This window comes from Ottowia thiooxydans DSM 14619 (genome assembly GCF_000422885.1).
Taxonomy (GTDB): Bacteria; Pseudomonadota; Gammaproteobacteria; order Burkholderiales; family Burkholderiaceae_C; genus Ottowia; species Ottowia thiooxydans.
The window spans coordinates 1-14,983 of sequence record NZ_AUGX01000001.1; the positions used below are offsets into that span (position 1 = coordinate 1).

The following is a 14,983-nucleotide window of genomic DNA, read 5'->3' on the forward strand; positions in this document are numbered from 1 at the left end:
GAAGCAAGAGCATCTTGCAGTGCTCTTGCCCGCCCCTTGCCCTGCGCTCCTCGGCACGGCCTCAAGGGGTGGGATACCCACTCGGGCCATTGCTGCGCTCGGCCCTCAGAGTGCTCGTCGTTCCCAATCAGAAAAGAAAAAATTCAAGGCCCGGCCTTTGGCAACACGTTCACGATCCGCGCAGGCTCATATATTCGCATCAGCATGAGAAATCAGCGCTTTATCGGGGTTCTTGGGTAGGGTTGGGCGGGGCCGGCCAACCGGTGAGGGTCTGCGGCTTCCATGGGCACGCTGCTTGCTCAACCGGTTGGCTAGCCCCGCCCAAATTTCCCCTATGCCGGGCGCTCCCAGAGGGCGCAAAATCAGAAGGCCGCGGAGCAGGCCATTCGTGGGCACCCGCGGAGCTGGCTTTGCCAGGCCGCTAGGTGCGTCCCCTTGGGGGGAAGGCGCGCACGCGCCTCAGGGGGGATTATGAAGCTAGAGCCGCCTTGACGGCTGCGGAGACTGCGCCCATATCCGCTTTTCCGGCCAACCGGGCTTTAACCGCACCCATCACCTTGCCCATGTCGCCAGGGCCCTTGGCGCCCAGCTCGGCCACAATAGCCTGGACTTCTGCCATGACTTCTTCGGCTGAAAGGCGCGCAGGCAAATAGCCTTGAAGTACCGTCATCTCGGAGACTTCCTGGTCCACCAGGTCTTGACGCTCCGCTTTGGTGAAGGCTTCAATGCTGTCTTTGCGCTGCTTGACCAGCTTGTCGACGATGGCCACCACGGCTGCATCATCAAGGGTGACGCGCTCGTCTACTTCTTTTTGCTTCATTGCTGCCAGTAGCAGACGAATGGTTCCCAGGCGGCCCGAATCCTTGGCACGCATGGCAGTTTTCATGTCTTCAGTGATTTGGTCTTTCAGGCTCATTTTTCTTTCCTTCTTGAATCTAGTTCACGATTGCAATCCACCAAAAAATAAAGGCTCGCCGAGCGTCCTCGGCGAGCCTTTGTTCAGGAGACGATGCTCGAATCAGTAAAGCTTCTTAGGCAGCTGCATGCTGCGCACACGTTTATAGTGGCGCTTGACGGCAGCTGCTTTTTTGCGCTTACGCTCAGCAGTCGGCTTCTCGTAGAACTCGCGGGCACGCAGATCGGTCAGCAAGCCCAGTTTCTCAATGGTACGTTTGAAGCGGCGAAGTGCAACATCAAACGGTTCGTTTTCCTTAACGCGGATAGTGGTCATTCTTCAGAAATTTCCAGAAGGTGTGGCCAGAGGGTGGGAAGGAAGATCGTGCCTTCACGCCATGCGCCACTAATATTGCCCTGCCTCTAACTAGTATTTTATTTGGCCGGCAGGGCTATTGCCAGCAAAGCCAAGCATTATATGAGTTTTCTCGCGGCTTTGCGCGGCAGTTGACTAACTGGGGCGCTGAAATTCGATCAAAACATTCAGCCTAAGGCGTACAGCCTCGCCAGAATCTCAATACTTCTGCGGGCTCCCGCCTTCCGGGCGCACTGTAGCTGGGTATAGCAGATACCCCGAAAACGAACGCTTTGGTCGTGCAAAATCCCTGCTGCCCAGAAAAAATACCGAGGAAGTCATGGCCCTGAGATTGCTGCATTCAGCCGACTGGCAGATCGGGAGAATCTATTCACAGTTCGAGCCCGACGATGCCGCGGCCTTGTTCGAGGCTCGTTTTACCGTCGTCGAGAGATTGGCCTCTTTGGCCCGCGAGCACAGCGTGGATGCCGTACTTGTGGCGGGGGACGTATTCGACGCACAGACGGTGTCAGACAAAACCATCCGTCGACTCTTCAACGCCTTGAGCGGCTTCGATGGTGCCTGGGTGATGCTGCCTGGTAACCATGACGCAGCGCTTGCGGAATCGGTCTGGACCAGAGCCCATCGCCTGGGCGTGGTCCCCCCCAAGGTCGTTACCTGCCTGGAGCCTGGCGTTCGCGTGGTGGGTGAGCGCTTTGCCGTGCTGCCCGCACCTTTGATGCAACGCCACACCTACGGGGACTTGACGGAGTGGTTTTCCTCCGCCTCCACGCCCGAAGGCATGCCGCGCATTGGTTTAGCTCATGGGTGTGTGCAGGGCGTGTTGCCTGAGGAGCTGGATTCAGCCAACCCCATAGCGGCCAACCGCGCCTCCACGGCTAATCTGGATTACTTGGCGCTGGGGGACTGGCATGGAAGCCGACGCCTCGATGAACGAACCTGGTATGCCGGCACACCCGAGACTGATCGCTTCAGGGCGAACGATTCTGGCCAAGCGCTTCTGGTTGACATTGCTGGCACTGGGTCGCCGCCGGAGGTGAAAACCCTGCAAACTGGCCGATACCAATGGCGCCAGATGGAGCTGCGCATGGCGGTGCCAAGCGACGTGGATGAGGCCTTGCGATTGCTTGCGGAGACGGGGCCAGAGGATGTGCTTCAGCTTCGCGTGTCCGGTGTCTGTGACCTGAATGGACAAAACCGCTTGCAGCAAGGGGTGGAGGCTGCCAGGGCGCGCTTGCGCGCTTTGGTTTATGAGTCGCATGCCTTGCGATTGGAGCCTACGGATGATGACATCGCCTCGCTGCGCGCTGATGGCTACGTGGGCGAAGCCTTGCAGCAATTGCGCACCGAACAAACGGGATTGGAGGCGGAGCGGGCACGTGAAGCGCTAGTGATCCTGGCACGCCTGCTCAATGAAAGGGGAGCATCCCCGGTGGCGGTGAACGCGGAGGCAGGCTCATGAAGCTTAAGCGCCTGCGCATCGAGCACTTCAAGCGTTTTCGCGCTCCTTTGGTGATTGAGGGTTTTGCCGATGGGCTTAATCTTTTCGCCGCTCCCAACGAAGCTGGCAAATCCACGGTGACCGAGGCCATTCGTGCAGCCTTCTTTGAGCGGCATCGCTCCACCAGGGTGGAGCATTTGCGTCCTTGGGGCGACTCGTCTGCCACACCCACCGTGGACGTAGAGTTCGAGATGGGGCACAAGCGCTATCACCTCACCAAGGCCTTTTTGGGCAAGAAACGCTGTGATCTGTCTATTGAAGGCCAACTCCCGTTAGACGGGGTCGTGGCCGAAGACTATCTGGCGCAGTTACTAGGTTTCAAATTCCCGGGCAAAGGAGCGAGTGCGCCAGAGCATATGGGCATTCCCGGGTTACTCTGGATTCGGCAGGGAACCGCACACGAGCTCGCCCAGGCGGTGACTTACGCCGCAGATCACCTGCGGCAGGTCCTGGGCGAATCACTGGGCGAGCTGACGTCCTCCGGTGGGGATGCCGTCTTGCAAGCCGTGGAGGTCGAACGCAACGAGTTGCTCACCCCGGCAACCGGAAATCCCAGAGGCGAACTGGCCACCGTGCTGCAACGCAAGCTTGAACTGGCTGAGGCCCTGAACGTGCTTGGTCGCGACATCACCGCCTATCAGGCCAGTGTGGACAGGCTTGCTGCCCTGCGCAGCGACCACCTCCGTGATGAGCAGGATCGGCCATGGGCGTCCTTGCGTGAGCAGCTTCGGTTTGCGCAAGCGAGGCTTGAAGCGGCGCAAGGTCTGCAAGCACGCCAAGAAACTGAGCAGACAGCGTTGCAGCAATGGCGGGTACAGACGGCGTCGCTTCGTTCTGAGCTGGAGGCGTTTGCGCGTGACGAGGCAGCTGTTGCCACGCGCCAGAAAGCGCTGGAGTTGCGCACGGCGGCTGAAGCCGCCGCCTTGGGCGAAATGCAGTCCTGGGAGCGAAGACACAACGAGGCGATGGCTACTGATTCCCAGTCCCGCAGGCTGCTGGAGCGAGTACGGGCCGTGGGCATACGCGCTGAGACATCCCGCGCTGCAAGAGAGCTGGAGAGTACGCTTGCTGCGCTGACCGAAGTGCTCAGCCGAGCGCAAGAGGAGCGCACGCGTCTCGCGCGCCTGCAGGCTGAAGCGGCAGTCATGGCTGTCGACCCGGGCGACTTGAAGAAGCTTTTGCAGCTTTCGGTGACGCTGCGCGATGTCAGCGTGCGCTTGGACGCCGCGGCCACGACGCTGGAATTTGAGCTGCTCGAAGGCCAGTCCTTGCGTGTCGGTGATGAACCCATTCAAGGTAACGCACGCCGCACTGTGGTGGGCCGCACGGAGTTGCATATTGAGGGGGTGGGCCGCATTGCTGTGCAACCCGGCGGTGACGCCATTCCCGCGCTCATGGCGCAGCGCGACAGCCTCGCGGCTGAGCTGGCAGCCTTGCTGCAGAAAATGGGCGTGGCCCATCCGGCTGAAGCAGAAGAGCGTGCGCGCCAGGCCGCGCAACGCTTGCAAGATGCCAAGGAAAGCCAAAAGGTGTTGGGGGCCTTGGCTCCCAAAGGCGTGGAAGCGTTGGAAGCTGAACTGGCGTCTCGCACCGTGCGCACGCAAGAGCTGCGGGAAACCCTCGCGGCCTTGCCTCAAGCCGCCTCAGGCGACGACGATCTGCCGAATCATGCCGCAGCGCAGGCTGAGGCAGAGCGCGCTGTGGCTGCACTTGAAACTGCAGCCACCCAACTCAACCAGACGCGCGTGTCGGTGGGGAAAGCGCAAAGTGACCTCGCTACTGCGCATCAGGAGCTGGCCGCTGCCGAAGCTACGGCGAGTGATCTCCAGCGTGCACAGCGTGTCACCGCGGCGCGGCAGTCACTGAACGATGCGCTGGCGCGAGAGGCCGCGGCCCAGCATCGCCTGGAGGCCACCGCTGCAGAGCTTCAGAGCGTGAATCTAGCCCTTTTGCGGCAGGACGTTGACCGCTTTGCGCGCAGCGCCCAGCAGCTGGAAGAAGGCCATGAACGCCGGCGGCAAGACATCATGCGGCTGGAGGTGGATCTGGAGGCCAAGGGGGCTCTAGGGCTGGAAGAGCAGCGCGCTGAACTGCAGCGCGAGCAAGATGCGATCACTCGCCGGGCAGATGAGTTGACCCGCCGCGCCGCTGCGTTGGATCATCTGCTCAGCCTGCTGCGGGAGAAGCGCTCAGCACTGGCCCGCCGCCTGCGCGCCCCTCTGCAAAAGCATCTGGACCATTACCTGGGCATCCTGTTTCCGGGTGCACGCATGGAGGTGTCCGACGATCTTTCTCCCGGTGCCACCACCCGCATCGGCCCCCACGGGCCGGAGAATGGCGAGTTTGAAGAACTGAGCGTGGGAACCCGCGAGCAAATGGGCATCGTGGCGCGGTTGGCGTATGCAGACTTGCTCCAGGAAGCCGGCCGGCCCACCTTGGTCATTCTGGACGACGCCCTGGTGAATACCGATGAGGAGCGCTTAGGGCAAATGAAGCGCGTTCTGTACGACGCCGCGGAGCGGCACCAGGTGCTGATCTTTACCTGCCATCCAGCGGCTTGGCGAGACCTGGGCGTGGCGGCGCGAGGGATCGGGATTTGAAGCTGATGGGGATGGGGTGTTCAAAGTCTCTGCCCGATGAGACTTTGAACACGCCCCAAAGCCTATGCTTGCGACGTTGAGCCCGGTTCTATCGCGAGCGCGCAGGCATGGGCACTGGCCCAAGCCCATTGGAAGTTATAGCCTCCGAGCCAACCGGTGACATCCACCACTTCGCCAATGCAATAGAGCCCCGGCTGGTTCTTGGCTTCCATGGTTTGTGAGGAGAGATCTCGGGTGTCCACACCGCCTACCGTGACTTCGGCCTTTCTGTAGCCTTCGGTGCCTGTGGGCACCAGTTGCCATTGAGACAACTGTTCGGCTAACTGCGCCAAGGCTTTGTCGCTGGCTTCGTTGATGGGGCGCTGCCAGGCTGAATTCACATTGACCCAGCTATCTGCCAGACGCGAGGGCAGCCAGGCCGTCAATTCATTGGCAATCAGCTTGCGTGAGCCACGTGCCTTGGCGGCCAGCAGTTCTGCCGCCAAATCCACGCCGGGTGCGAGATCAATCGAGATCGGGGCACCTGGTTGCCAATAGCTTGAAATCTGCAACACAGCCGGGCCTGAGAGGCCGCGGTGCGTGAACAGCAGATCTTCGTGAAAGGTGATGCGTGTTTTTTTCGATTTTCCAGAGGGCGGTGAATCGCCTTTGCTCTCACTGGTGCTGATGGCCACTGGCAAGGCCAATCCCGCCAATGACGCGTATGGCGCCCAGTTGTCTCCGTCAAAGGTGAGGGGCACCAGGCCGGGGCGCGGCTCAATCACCCGTAGCCCGAATTGCCGCGCTAGCCGCCAGCCGAAGTCGGTGGCGCCAAGCTTGGGGATCGAGAGCCCACCCGTGGCCAGCACCAGCGCGCTAGCCTTGACCATTCCACGATCGCTGTCCACGGTGTAGATTTGCTTGTCGGGGTCATGATCCACGCGGCTTACCCGGCAGGGCTGCCACCGGTCTACGAGTCCACCCTTCACGGGCGCGGATTGGCATTCAGCGAGCAGCATGTCAATGAGCTCTTGCGCGGAACCATCGCAAAAGAGCTGGCCTTTGTGCTTTTCATGAAAATCTATGCCGTGCTTTTGCATCAGAGCGAGGAAGTCGCCTGGTGTAAATCGCGCCAGCGCTGATCGGCAAAAGTGGGAATTGCCGCTCAAAAAGTGCTTCTGAGGGGATGAAGGGTCCAGATCACGGTTGGTGAAATTGGCGCGCCCTCCGCCAGAGATGCGAATCTTTTCGGCCACTGCGGGATAGTGGTCGATCAACAGCACTTTCAGCCCGCGTTGGCCAGCCTGTGCTGCGCAAAACAGGCCTGCAGCACCTGCGCCAAGAATAATCACATCATAGGAAAACATGGCGTGACTGTACCGGTCCTGCAGGCCACACGCTGACGAACGTGTTTACAAGGCTGACGTTTCCCTAATGCGCTTGCGCCAGTGAGAGGCTTTCGGACGAAAGGCGCCCACGTGCGTAATGGGCGGCTACTTTCACAATATCACCCACCACCATGACGGCGGGGCTGCCCAGCCCGGATTGACGCAAGTCCTGCAGCATATCGCCAAGACATGTGATGCACTCGCGTTGGTTGGGCAAACTGGCGCGTTCAATGATGGCGACCGGAGTTTCCTCCGGCAGTTCGGAAAGCAAGCCGGTCTGGATGAGTTCGGCGCTGCTGATGCCCATATAGATCACCAAGGTCAGGCGCAAATCCCTGGCAGAGGCACCCAGGTGTTTCCAATCCAGGCCGGGACCATTTTTCTGAGGGTGACCTGTGACAAAGACCACGCCCTGGGCGTGTTCTCTGTGCGTGAGCGGTGCGCCCAGGCCTGTGACTGCGGCTAGTCCTGCAGTGATGCCATTGATCACCACTGGCTCAATGCCTGCCAGGCGCAAGCTTTCGATCTCTTCTCCGCCACGACCGAAGATGAAAGGGTCACCTCCTTTCAGACGCACCACGGTTTCACCCGCCTCGGCCGCTTCTCGCATAAGTTGTTCTATGAGGGCCTGAGGGGTGCTGTTGCAACCTCCGCGCTTGCCCACATAGGTCACTCGGGCGCCCGGACGCGCATGTGCCAACACGCCTTCACTCACCAGATCGTCCGCCAGGACTACGCTTGCCGATTGGATGGCTTTGATGGCCTTGACGGTGAGTAGTTCAGGGTCGCCCGGCCCCGCGCCGACCAAGGTCACGCTGCCTGGGAGGCCGTCAGACTTGGAAATCGCCTGCCGGCCATCGGGGGGGAAGTGTCCTCGCTGGGGCTCATTTTCGTTTTCGGCGCTCCACGCCCGGCGGTTTCCAGCGTTCGAAAGGGTTTTCATATCGTGGGTTTTTCTTCTGTTGGCTCTACTTCGGCCATGTCGAGCTACGCACTGGCCATGCACGCTCGCGAGATGTGTTCGACCTGCCGCGCAATCGGTTCCGGTACCGCAAGCGTTCCATCTAGAACGGACTGCGTATAGGCCGCCGTGCTCGCTGCATCAATGGCGGGTAACTCGGGCAAGGTGGTCAGCGGGCCGGCTTGCGCCTCTTGTACGCATCGCGCCTGACCTTGCTGAAACAGCTCCATGCGAGGGATCCGCCGCGCGTCGGCCACTGGCTCGCCTTCTGTACCGCGCAGCAGCAGGGCGTTTGTGTTCATGAGTCGAAAGGTGGCCGCCATGGATACGGCATATTCTGGGTGCGTATAGCTGCCCACCACGAGGCTTGCCCCGGCGCAGGGGTTCATCAGTTTGACGAGGCTGTGCGCGGGGTTGCGCAGGCCAATGGTCCGCCTGACTTCCAGCAGTTGCGTGAGGCTGGGCAGCAGATGTTCCGTGGGGACCCAGTGCAGGCTCCCGTTCTGGATGGGGGCCGCAGCGGGTTGTGGCTGAATGCCCATGGCCAGGAGAACTTGCCCAGCGGTGACACGCGTGCTTTCTGTGGCGGTTCCGTGCAATAGCACGGGTAAGCCTTGCCGCGCCAGTAAAAGACCCAGCAAGGGGGTGAGCACGGGTAGTTTGCGGGCGCCGTTATAGCTGGGGAGCACGATCACCGGAGATCCGCTCTCAGGTATCTTGGTCATGCGGGCAGCTACAGCATCAAGAAAGCCCGCCATCTCCTCTGCGGTTTCTCCTTTGATGCGCATCGCGATGCAAAAAGCGCCTATTTCAAGGTCCGTGCATTGGCCGTCGAGGATCTGGCCGAACATGTCCTGTGCCTGTTCGCGCGTGAGTGACCTGGCGCCTTGCGCGCCGCGGCCAATTTCCTTCAGATACGTGCTAATTCCCATAGTCTGATTGTGGTCCGGATGGACCTTCCCGGAAATTGATAAGTGTCAAGAATAAATGCTAAGAACGGATTCATGATCTTTTCGCGGTGTGGAAAAGATCGTGAACACGTTCTTAAAGTCCCAGACTTCGTAACAGTCGACCTATTTGACCGGGTTGAGGCAGCACCGGTCCGTTGAATTTCACCCCTTGGGCGTCTCCAATCAGCAGGGTGGGGAAGGTTTCGATGTCTACATCACCCAACTCGTCTGCCTCGTCCTCGATATCGACCCAGCGGAACGTGATCTGCGGATGCTCCAGCGCCGCCTGCTCGAACCCCGGCTGAAATTCCCGGCAAGTGCCACACCAGGCGGCGCACAGACAGACGACTGCTGCGCCTGCGGGCGCGGAGGCTAAGGTGCTGGCAAGCAATGCACGTAAATCTGCGTTGTCCATGGGGTGGGCGCGGTGAGGGGATATTTGTATTGTGGCCTGACATCCCTGTCATACAGAGCTGCATTCAGTTGATAAAACACCGTTCGGGTTGAGCTTGGCCTGTCCTGAGCCAGTCGAGGGGTCGAAACCTTGCGCAACGCATCGCCAGGCTCAGCGCGAACGGGTCCAGATTCCGGAAAGCAGGTTGGTATTGGCTTCGCGAAGAGGGTGTTGACCTATGACCACCAGATAGAAGCGTAGTGCTCATAGGGCACACGCTCTTAGGTGTTCAAGCAGGCTCCATGCCGTTGTCACGCTTTACCCCTGCAACCTCTGCAGATGTCAGGAACGCGAAGAGTTCGCGCATCGCGTCGGGCTGCTTGGAGGTAGCAGCCAGGCCTGCAGAAAAAACCGTGGTGATCTGAATATCTGCGGGCAACGAGCCGATGACATCGATGCCTTCAATGTGCATCAACTCGCTCAATTGCTGGAAACCCAACGCCACTTCACCGCTGGCTACCAGAGAACCCACCGGCACTCCGGGAGGCGCAACGACGAGCTTGCTCTTAATTTGCTCCGCGATACCCCAACGCTCAAACAAAACAGCCAGTTGCACGCCACTGGGCCCGGTGGAATAGCCCACGCTAGGGGCATCGAGCACGGCTTGCTTGACCGCGTTCCCATTGGAGATGTCCGGGCGAGGGGCGCCGGCACGAACGGCCACTGCGACGCCCGAACGAACCAGGTCCGCGCGGCTTCCGCCAATGACGTGGCCGCTGGTGGAAAGCTTGTCGATGACGTCTGAAGCAAGTGCCACGCCGTCAAATGCCTCACCGGCCTCCACGCGCTTGAGGGCTGCCAAGCCACCGACGGACTCTACTTTGATAGAAACTCCCGGGTGCGTTTTCTCATACAGGGCAATCAACTCCACCAGCAGTTTCTGGGTGGCCATGGAAGAGATGATGCTCAAAGTGGGCGAAGTCATTGCGTCGGTCTCAGTTGATGTCAAAGAAGAGGTTGTATGCGCTCGTATTGTGCAGTCGGATTTCACCAGGCTTCGAGGGGAGGGATAATCTATCCCCATGGCAAGCTTGGTTTTAGGAATTGAATCTTCGTGTGACGAAACCGGGGTAGCACTGGTAAAAAGTGCTGGCCAGGCGGTGCCGCAACTGCTCGCGCATGCCTTGCATACCCAGATGGCAATGCATGCAGACTATGGCGGCGTAGTCCCCGAATTAGCGAGTCGCGACCACATTCGGCGGGTGCTGCCTCTCACCGAGGATGTGCTTCAGCAGGCTGAGCAGGCATTGGAAAACGTTGATGTTGTGGCCTACACGCGTGGACCAGGACTTGCAGGCGCTTTGCTGGTCGGCGCGGGTGTGGCCTGTGCACTGGCGGCTGCGTTGGGCAAACCGGTACTGGGTGTTCACCACCTGGAAGGGCACCTTCTATCGCCTTTCCTGAGCGCCGACCCGCCGGAGTTTCCGTTCATTGCCTTATTGGTTTCTGGGGGACACACCCAACTGATGCGAGTCGATGGCGTGGGCCGTTACAGCCTGTTGGGAGAGACCATAGACGACGCGGCGGGTGAGGCGTTCGACAAGTCCGCCAAGCTTTTGGGCTTGGGTTACCCTGGGGGGCCTGCACTCGCGCGGCTGGCCGAGTTTGGTGATCCCACGGCCTACAAGCTGCCGCGCCCTTTGCTGCATAGCGGTGACCTCGATTTCTCATTCGCAGGCCTCAAGACCGCCGTGCTGACTCAAGCGAAGAAGTTTGAAGGCGCCCCTTGCGATCAGATGCGGGCCGACCTTGCAGCCTCCACGCAGGCGGCCATCGTCGAGGTCTTGATTAAAAAATCAATCAAGGCACTGGAGCAAACCGGCTTGAAACGATTGGTTGTGGCCGGGGGCGTGGGCGCCAACGCGGCGCTGCGTGAACAGCTGAACGAGGCCTGTGCGAAGCGCGGAGTGCGCGTGCATTACCCAGAACTGCACCTTTGCACAGACAACGGAGCCATGATCGCGCTGGCTGCTGCCATGCGAATAGACGCCGGTGTCGAGACTCCTCAAGCGAACTATGCGTTCGACGTCAAGCCGCGCTGGCCGTTGGACTTTTCGCTGCTTGCCTGAATACCTGGAAGCGCTGCGTGTTGTGTATAGCGCGCGGGCGCCTTGGCTTCTTCCCGGAGGTTTGGCATCGGCCAAGGAACTTGCGCGATCACGGATAGCTCGTCAACACAACCTAAAAAGCAAGCCGGCCCGGTACGAGTTACCTCGTGACCGAGCCGGTTCAGGGGTTTCAGTTGATATTCAGAGTCACGGCCTTCGCAGCAGGGGCAACTTTTGCCAAGGTCAGCGTCAGTACGCCGTTTTCAAGTTTCGCGGTGCTGGCTGCAGCATCCACGGTTTGCGGAAACTCGTAGGCCTTCTTGTACTGGCGAGGAGCACCTTCAACGGTTTCGATCTTCACGTCCTGCCCGTCGATGGCGATGGTGAGTTGCTCACGGCTCACCCCTGGCAGGTCGAGGGAGAGCGTCCAACTGGTGTCGTCTTCGCTGAACTTCGCACCCGCTGCGGAGCGGGCTGATGTGAACGTTTCGTCCAGGAAACGGTCCAGCGAACGAAGGGCGGGACCATAAGCTGAGCGGCGGACGGCGGGAGTAGCTGTAATAAACATGATGGTTCCTTTGTCTTTCAGATGGTGGACCCGGCGAAATGGTGCGGGCTTACAGCAGAAAATGCGCACCCATTCGGGGTTTTCAAGGCCAAAGGCAAGGGGAATAAATTTGCATGAAAGGTCTTGAATATCGGTGCTCGGGCCTCAGAACACGCGCTTGGAGCCATTCGACCTCAGATGAGGCGTCTACTTGTTCCAAGTCGGGCTATGGGGCTTTTGGGAGCGGCAAATACCATGGGCAGTATCATTGGTCGCTTTCCGACGCTGTTGCAGATTTGGATGCCGTTTGATTTTTTCTCGCGCCCGACCGCTGCTTGGTTGCTGGTGCCGACTTTCTTGCTGGGCGGTTGCTCAGGGCTTTCCCGTGCGCCTGCACCGCTTCTGAATTACAAGCCGGAAGCGTTTTCCGCCGCAACCTACTCACGTAATTTTGCAGCCGAACCTTCGCAGACCTGCGAGGCCGCGCGGCGTGCGTTGCTGGGTCAAGGCTATATCCTGGCTTCCGCGACGGCGGATCAGGTCACCGCGCGCAAGTATTTCCAACCCAATTCAGATCATCACGTGCAACTTGAGTTTCGTGTGGTCTGCGCGCTCGATGCGGGCGGTCACGGGAACACTATCGCGTTCGCCAGTGGATTGCAGGATCAATACAGTATTCGAAAAGTCAAGGAATCAGCTTCGCTCGGTGTGGGCGGTTTCGGCTCATTGTCACTCCCGGTAGAAGGCAGCATGGACTCCATGGTCAAAGTCGCCAGCGAAACGGTGACTGACGCCGAGTTGTATCAACGCTTCTTCGATTTGCTGGCGGACCACCTGGACAGCGTTGTTCCGCCTGAGACCACCGTAGCGCCTCCTGCGCCGGCTCCACGGGCTCAGCCTGTACCGGCAGTGCCAACCGCTCCGGCAACGCCACCAGTTGCACCCGCCGCGTCGCCTGCACTGGCGGTCCCGCCAGCAACGGCAGCATCAGCACCATTGATGCCGGCTGTACCCCCAGTGCCGGCAGTACCGGCCGCATCGACATTACCTGTGGCACCTGCGACATCTGAACTACCAGATGCAGTGCCTGTCTCTCCGGCACCAGCTGCTTCAATGCCGGCTGCCGCAGCACCGGCTGCCGCAGCGTCGGCTGCCGGAACTCCCACCTCTTAAATTCACCTGGAATACGTTGATGGCAAAAATTTCTCGCCGCGCCGCGCTGCGCCAGTCCTCCTTGGCTTTGTTGAGCGCCGCTCCTTTCGCGACTTGGGCGCAATCTAATGCACCCATCAAACTGGCGTTGATCGAATCCATGAGTGGCCCGTTTGCCAATACCGGTGAAGCGGTGTATCGCAATATTGCCTGGGCAGTCGAGCGGGTGAATGGGCGCGGTGGCGTTGCCACGGCTACGGGCCAGCGCCAGTTGACGCTCGAGCGCTTCGACAACAAAGGCCAGGTGGAGGAATCGCTCTCCGTTCTCCGCGCCGCCATTGATAGTGGTGCGCGCGTGATCTTGCAAGGCAATTCATCGCCGGTGGCGGCGGCCTTGATTGATGCTGTGAACAAGCACAACCAGCGCGACGCAGATCGGCAGGTGTTGTTCCTGAATTATTCGGCAGGCGATCCTACGTTCACGAACGAGGCATGCAGCTATTGGCACTTTCGCTTTGATGCGCATTCCGACATGCGCATTGGCGCGTTGATGCACGTGATCAAAGACGACGCGGCACTCAAGCGTATCTACCTGATTGGTCAGGATTACAGTTTTGGCCATGCCGTGCTGCGTGAAGCCAAGCGCCAGTTGGCTCAGCAGCGGCCAGACGTGGCCGTGGTTGGCGAAGAGCTCCATCCTATTGGGCGCGTCAAAGACTTCCTGCCCTATGCCACCAAGATCAAGGCCAGTGGAGCGCAAGCTGTACTCACTGGCAATTGGGGCAACGATCTCACGCTGTTGGTGAAAGCTGCGCGCGATGTCGGCTTTGAAGGGCGCTTCTACACGTTCTACGGTAACGCCTTAGGCGCGCCTGCCGCCATTGGCGATGCAGGTTTGGGCAAGGTGGTGGCGGTGGCTGATTGGCTTCCCAACGTTCCCACGCCAGAGAGCGCAGCGTTCTACAAATCATTCAGGGAGCGCTTTCCTAAGCCCCAGGATGACTACGTGCACATGCGCATGCAACTCCTCGTGGAGGCGCTTGCGCAAGCCATCGGACGGGCAAAGAGCGTGGAGCCGCGGGCAGTGGCAGCGCAACTGGAGCGCGCGGATGTCACCTTGGCCGGGCAGCGCGGGCAGATGCGCGCTGAGGACCATCAGTTTCAGCAATCGCTGGTGGTCGGTGTGATGGAACGCCAAGGCTCGCCCGGCGTTCCCTTTGACGTTGAGGGCTCCGGCTACGGCTTTCGCGTGGTGCGACAGATCAACGCGGCTCAGGCTGCCTTGCCCACTAGTTGCAAGATGGTGCGGCCGGGATAAGAGCGCTGCCAATCCTTGCGAGGCGCCCTCCAGGTCTCGCAGGCGCCAGATGCAGACCCCCAACTGTCTCAAGAGCCTGTTCAAAGTCTCCTCGCGGTCCTATTGCGCTCGAAAAACAGCGTCTGCGGCGTTAAAAATACTCGCGATACCACGAGGTATCCCTGCGTTTTTCGTCGCATGGGCGCACCCCTTGCATCCACAGTCTTTCGAACACAATAGCCCTCGCGCAGAGACTTTGAACAGGCTCTAAGGCCATCTTGAAGCAGATGGCGGGGGCTCGTCAAAAAAAAGCGTCTACTGAAATCCTGACATTTCCTGCGAGTGTCATCTGCTTAAGCAGGGTGATTGTCTAGCCAATCGCAGTGGTTTTGGCGTTTGCATGGCATTGGCTTTACGAAGCCCTTTGCGCACCATTTTTCTCCTAGATTGCTCGGCAGAATGAATTCAGGCCGCTACTTTGAAGTAGCGGTGGCACCGCAGATTTCGATCTGCGGCCTGACATTCATAGGAGAACACCATGCACGCGCATCCTCAATTTCGTTTGTTTGTTTTTCGCTCGGCGCTAGCGCTGAGTCTCGCTGTCTCAGGCGCTGCGACAAGCCTTGCCCAGATGCGTGGCAACCCGCCGTCGCCACCTCCAGAGGCCTTTGCGGCGTGCTCGGGAAAGGTCGAAGGCGCCAGCGTAAGTTTGACCATGCCTGACGGAAAGACCTTGGTCGGCATTTGCCGCACTTTGAATGGCCAGTTGGTCGCGGTGCCCACCGAGAGACCTGGTGCGGGTGGCCCTCCCCCTGGGCCTCGGAGCTGATCGTGTT

General features: G+C 59.8%; 14 protein-coding genes. 6 read left to right on the forward strand and 8 right to left on the reverse strand.

Annotation, left to right across the window (positions count from 1 at the left end; all coding sequences use genetic code 11):
• Positions 1–469 precede the first annotated feature (469 nt).
• Together G518_RS0100005 and rpsU are read right to left on the reverse strand one after the other, a co-directional pair.
• Positions 470–916, reverse strand: coding sequence for a GatB/YqeY domain-containing protein (locus G518_RS0100005; RefSeq protein WP_028600771.1), 447 nt, complete (start codon positions 914–916; stop codon positions 470–472).
• Positions 917–1,018: 102 nt separating this feature from the next.
• Positions 1,019–1,231, reverse strand: coding sequence for a 30S ribosomal protein S21 (rpsU, locus tag G518_RS0100010; RefSeq protein WP_007833691.1), 213 nt, complete (start codon positions 1,229–1,231; stop codon positions 1,019–1,021).
• A gap of 358 nt (positions 1,232–1,589) precedes the next feature.
• Between rpsU and G518_RS0100015 the strand changes: the two genes are divergently transcribed.
• Positions 1,590–2,732, forward strand: coding sequence for a metallophosphoesterase family protein (locus tag G518_RS0100015; RefSeq protein WP_028600772.1), 1,143 nt, complete (start codon positions 1,590–1,592; stop codon positions 2,730–2,732).
• Positions 2,729–5,371, forward strand: a complete 2,643-nt coding sequence (locus G518_RS0100020; RefSeq protein WP_028600773.1) for an AAA family ATPase — start codon at positions 2,729–2,731, stop codon at positions 5,369–5,371. The genes G518_RS0100015 and G518_RS0100020 overlap by 4 nt, the downstream gene beginning before the upstream one ends.
• A 62-nt stretch (positions 5,372–5,433) precedes the next feature.
• On the opposite strand, the gene G518_RS0100025 is transcribed toward G518_RS0100020, so the two are convergent.
• The 5 genes from G518_RS0100025 to G518_RS0100045 all read right to left on the reverse strand — a co-directional run bounded on the left by G518_RS0100025 (position 5,434) and on the right by G518_RS0100045 (position 10,028).
• Positions 5,434–6,717 carry a BaiN/RdsA family NAD(P)/FAD-dependent oxidoreductase gene (locus tag G518_RS0100025; protein WP_036593103.1) on the reverse strand — a complete coding sequence of 428 codons (1,284 nt, stop codon included), beginning with the start codon at positions 6,715–6,717 and terminating at the stop codon, positions 5,434–5,436.
• A 64-nt stretch (positions 6,718–6,781) separates the two neighbouring features.
• Entirely contained in the window at positions 6,782–7,681 is a 900-nt protein-coding gene (gene cobA / locus G518_RS33200) for a uroporphyrinogen-III C-methyltransferase (protein ID WP_084651274.1), read from the reverse strand.
• 44 nt (positions 7,682–7,725) lie between these two features.
• Positions 7,726–8,631, reverse strand: a complete 906-nt coding sequence (ybiB, locus tag G518_RS0100035; protein ID WP_028600775.1) for a DNA-binding protein YbiB — start codon at positions 8,629–8,631, stop codon at positions 7,726–7,728.
• 112 nt (positions 8,632–8,743) lie between these two features.
• Positions 8,744–9,064, reverse strand: a complete 321-nt coding sequence (locus G518_RS33205) for a thioredoxin family protein (protein WP_051235754.1) — start codon at positions 9,062–9,064, stop codon at positions 8,744–8,746.
• A 268-nt stretch (positions 9,065–9,332) separates the two neighbouring features.
• On the reverse strand, positions 9,333–10,028 hold the full coding sequence (locus G518_RS0100045; RefSeq protein ID WP_028600776.1) for a substrate-binding domain-containing protein: 696 nt from the start codon (positions 10,026–10,028) through the stop codon (positions 9,333–9,335).
• A gap of 97 nt (positions 10,029–10,125) precedes the next feature.
• Between G518_RS0100045 and tsaD the strand changes: the two genes are divergently transcribed.
• On the forward strand, positions 10,126–11,172 hold the full coding sequence (gene tsaD, locus G518_RS0100050) for a tRNA (adenosine(37)-N6)-threonylcarbamoyltransferase complex transferase subunit TsaD (protein ID WP_028600777.1): 1,047 nt from the start codon (positions 10,126–10,128) through the stop codon (positions 11,170–11,172).
• Positions 11,173–11,341: 169 nt separating this feature from the next.
• Here the strand turns inward: tsaD and G518_RS0100055 are convergent, their stop codons facing one another.
• Positions 11,342–11,719 (reverse strand): Hsp20/alpha crystallin family protein, encoded by a 378-nt coding sequence (locus G518_RS0100055; protein WP_028600778.1) that lies wholly within the window; start codon positions 11,717–11,719, stop codon positions 11,342–11,344.
• A 234-nt stretch (positions 11,720–11,953) separates the two neighbouring features.
• On the opposite strand from G518_RS0100055, the gene G518_RS40860 reads away from it, so the two are divergent.
• From G518_RS40860 to G518_RS0100070, 3 genes are all read left to right on the forward strand, one after another.
• Entirely contained in the window at positions 11,954–12,871 is a 918-nt protein-coding gene (locus tag G518_RS40860; RefSeq protein WP_245597858.1) for a DUF2242 domain-containing protein, read from the forward strand.
• Between the two features lie 19 nt (positions 12,872–12,890).
• Entirely contained in the window at positions 12,891–14,168 is a 1,278-nt protein-coding gene (locus G518_RS0100065; protein WP_028600779.1) for a branched-chain amino acid ABC transporter substrate-binding protein, read from the forward strand.
• A 517-nt stretch (positions 14,169–14,685) separates the two neighbouring features.
• On the forward strand, positions 14,686–14,976 hold the full coding sequence (locus G518_RS0100070) for a hypothetical protein (RefSeq protein WP_051235756.1): 291 nt from the start codon (positions 14,686–14,688) through the stop codon (positions 14,974–14,976).
• The last annotated feature ends 7 nt before the right edge of the window (positions 14,977–14,983 follow it).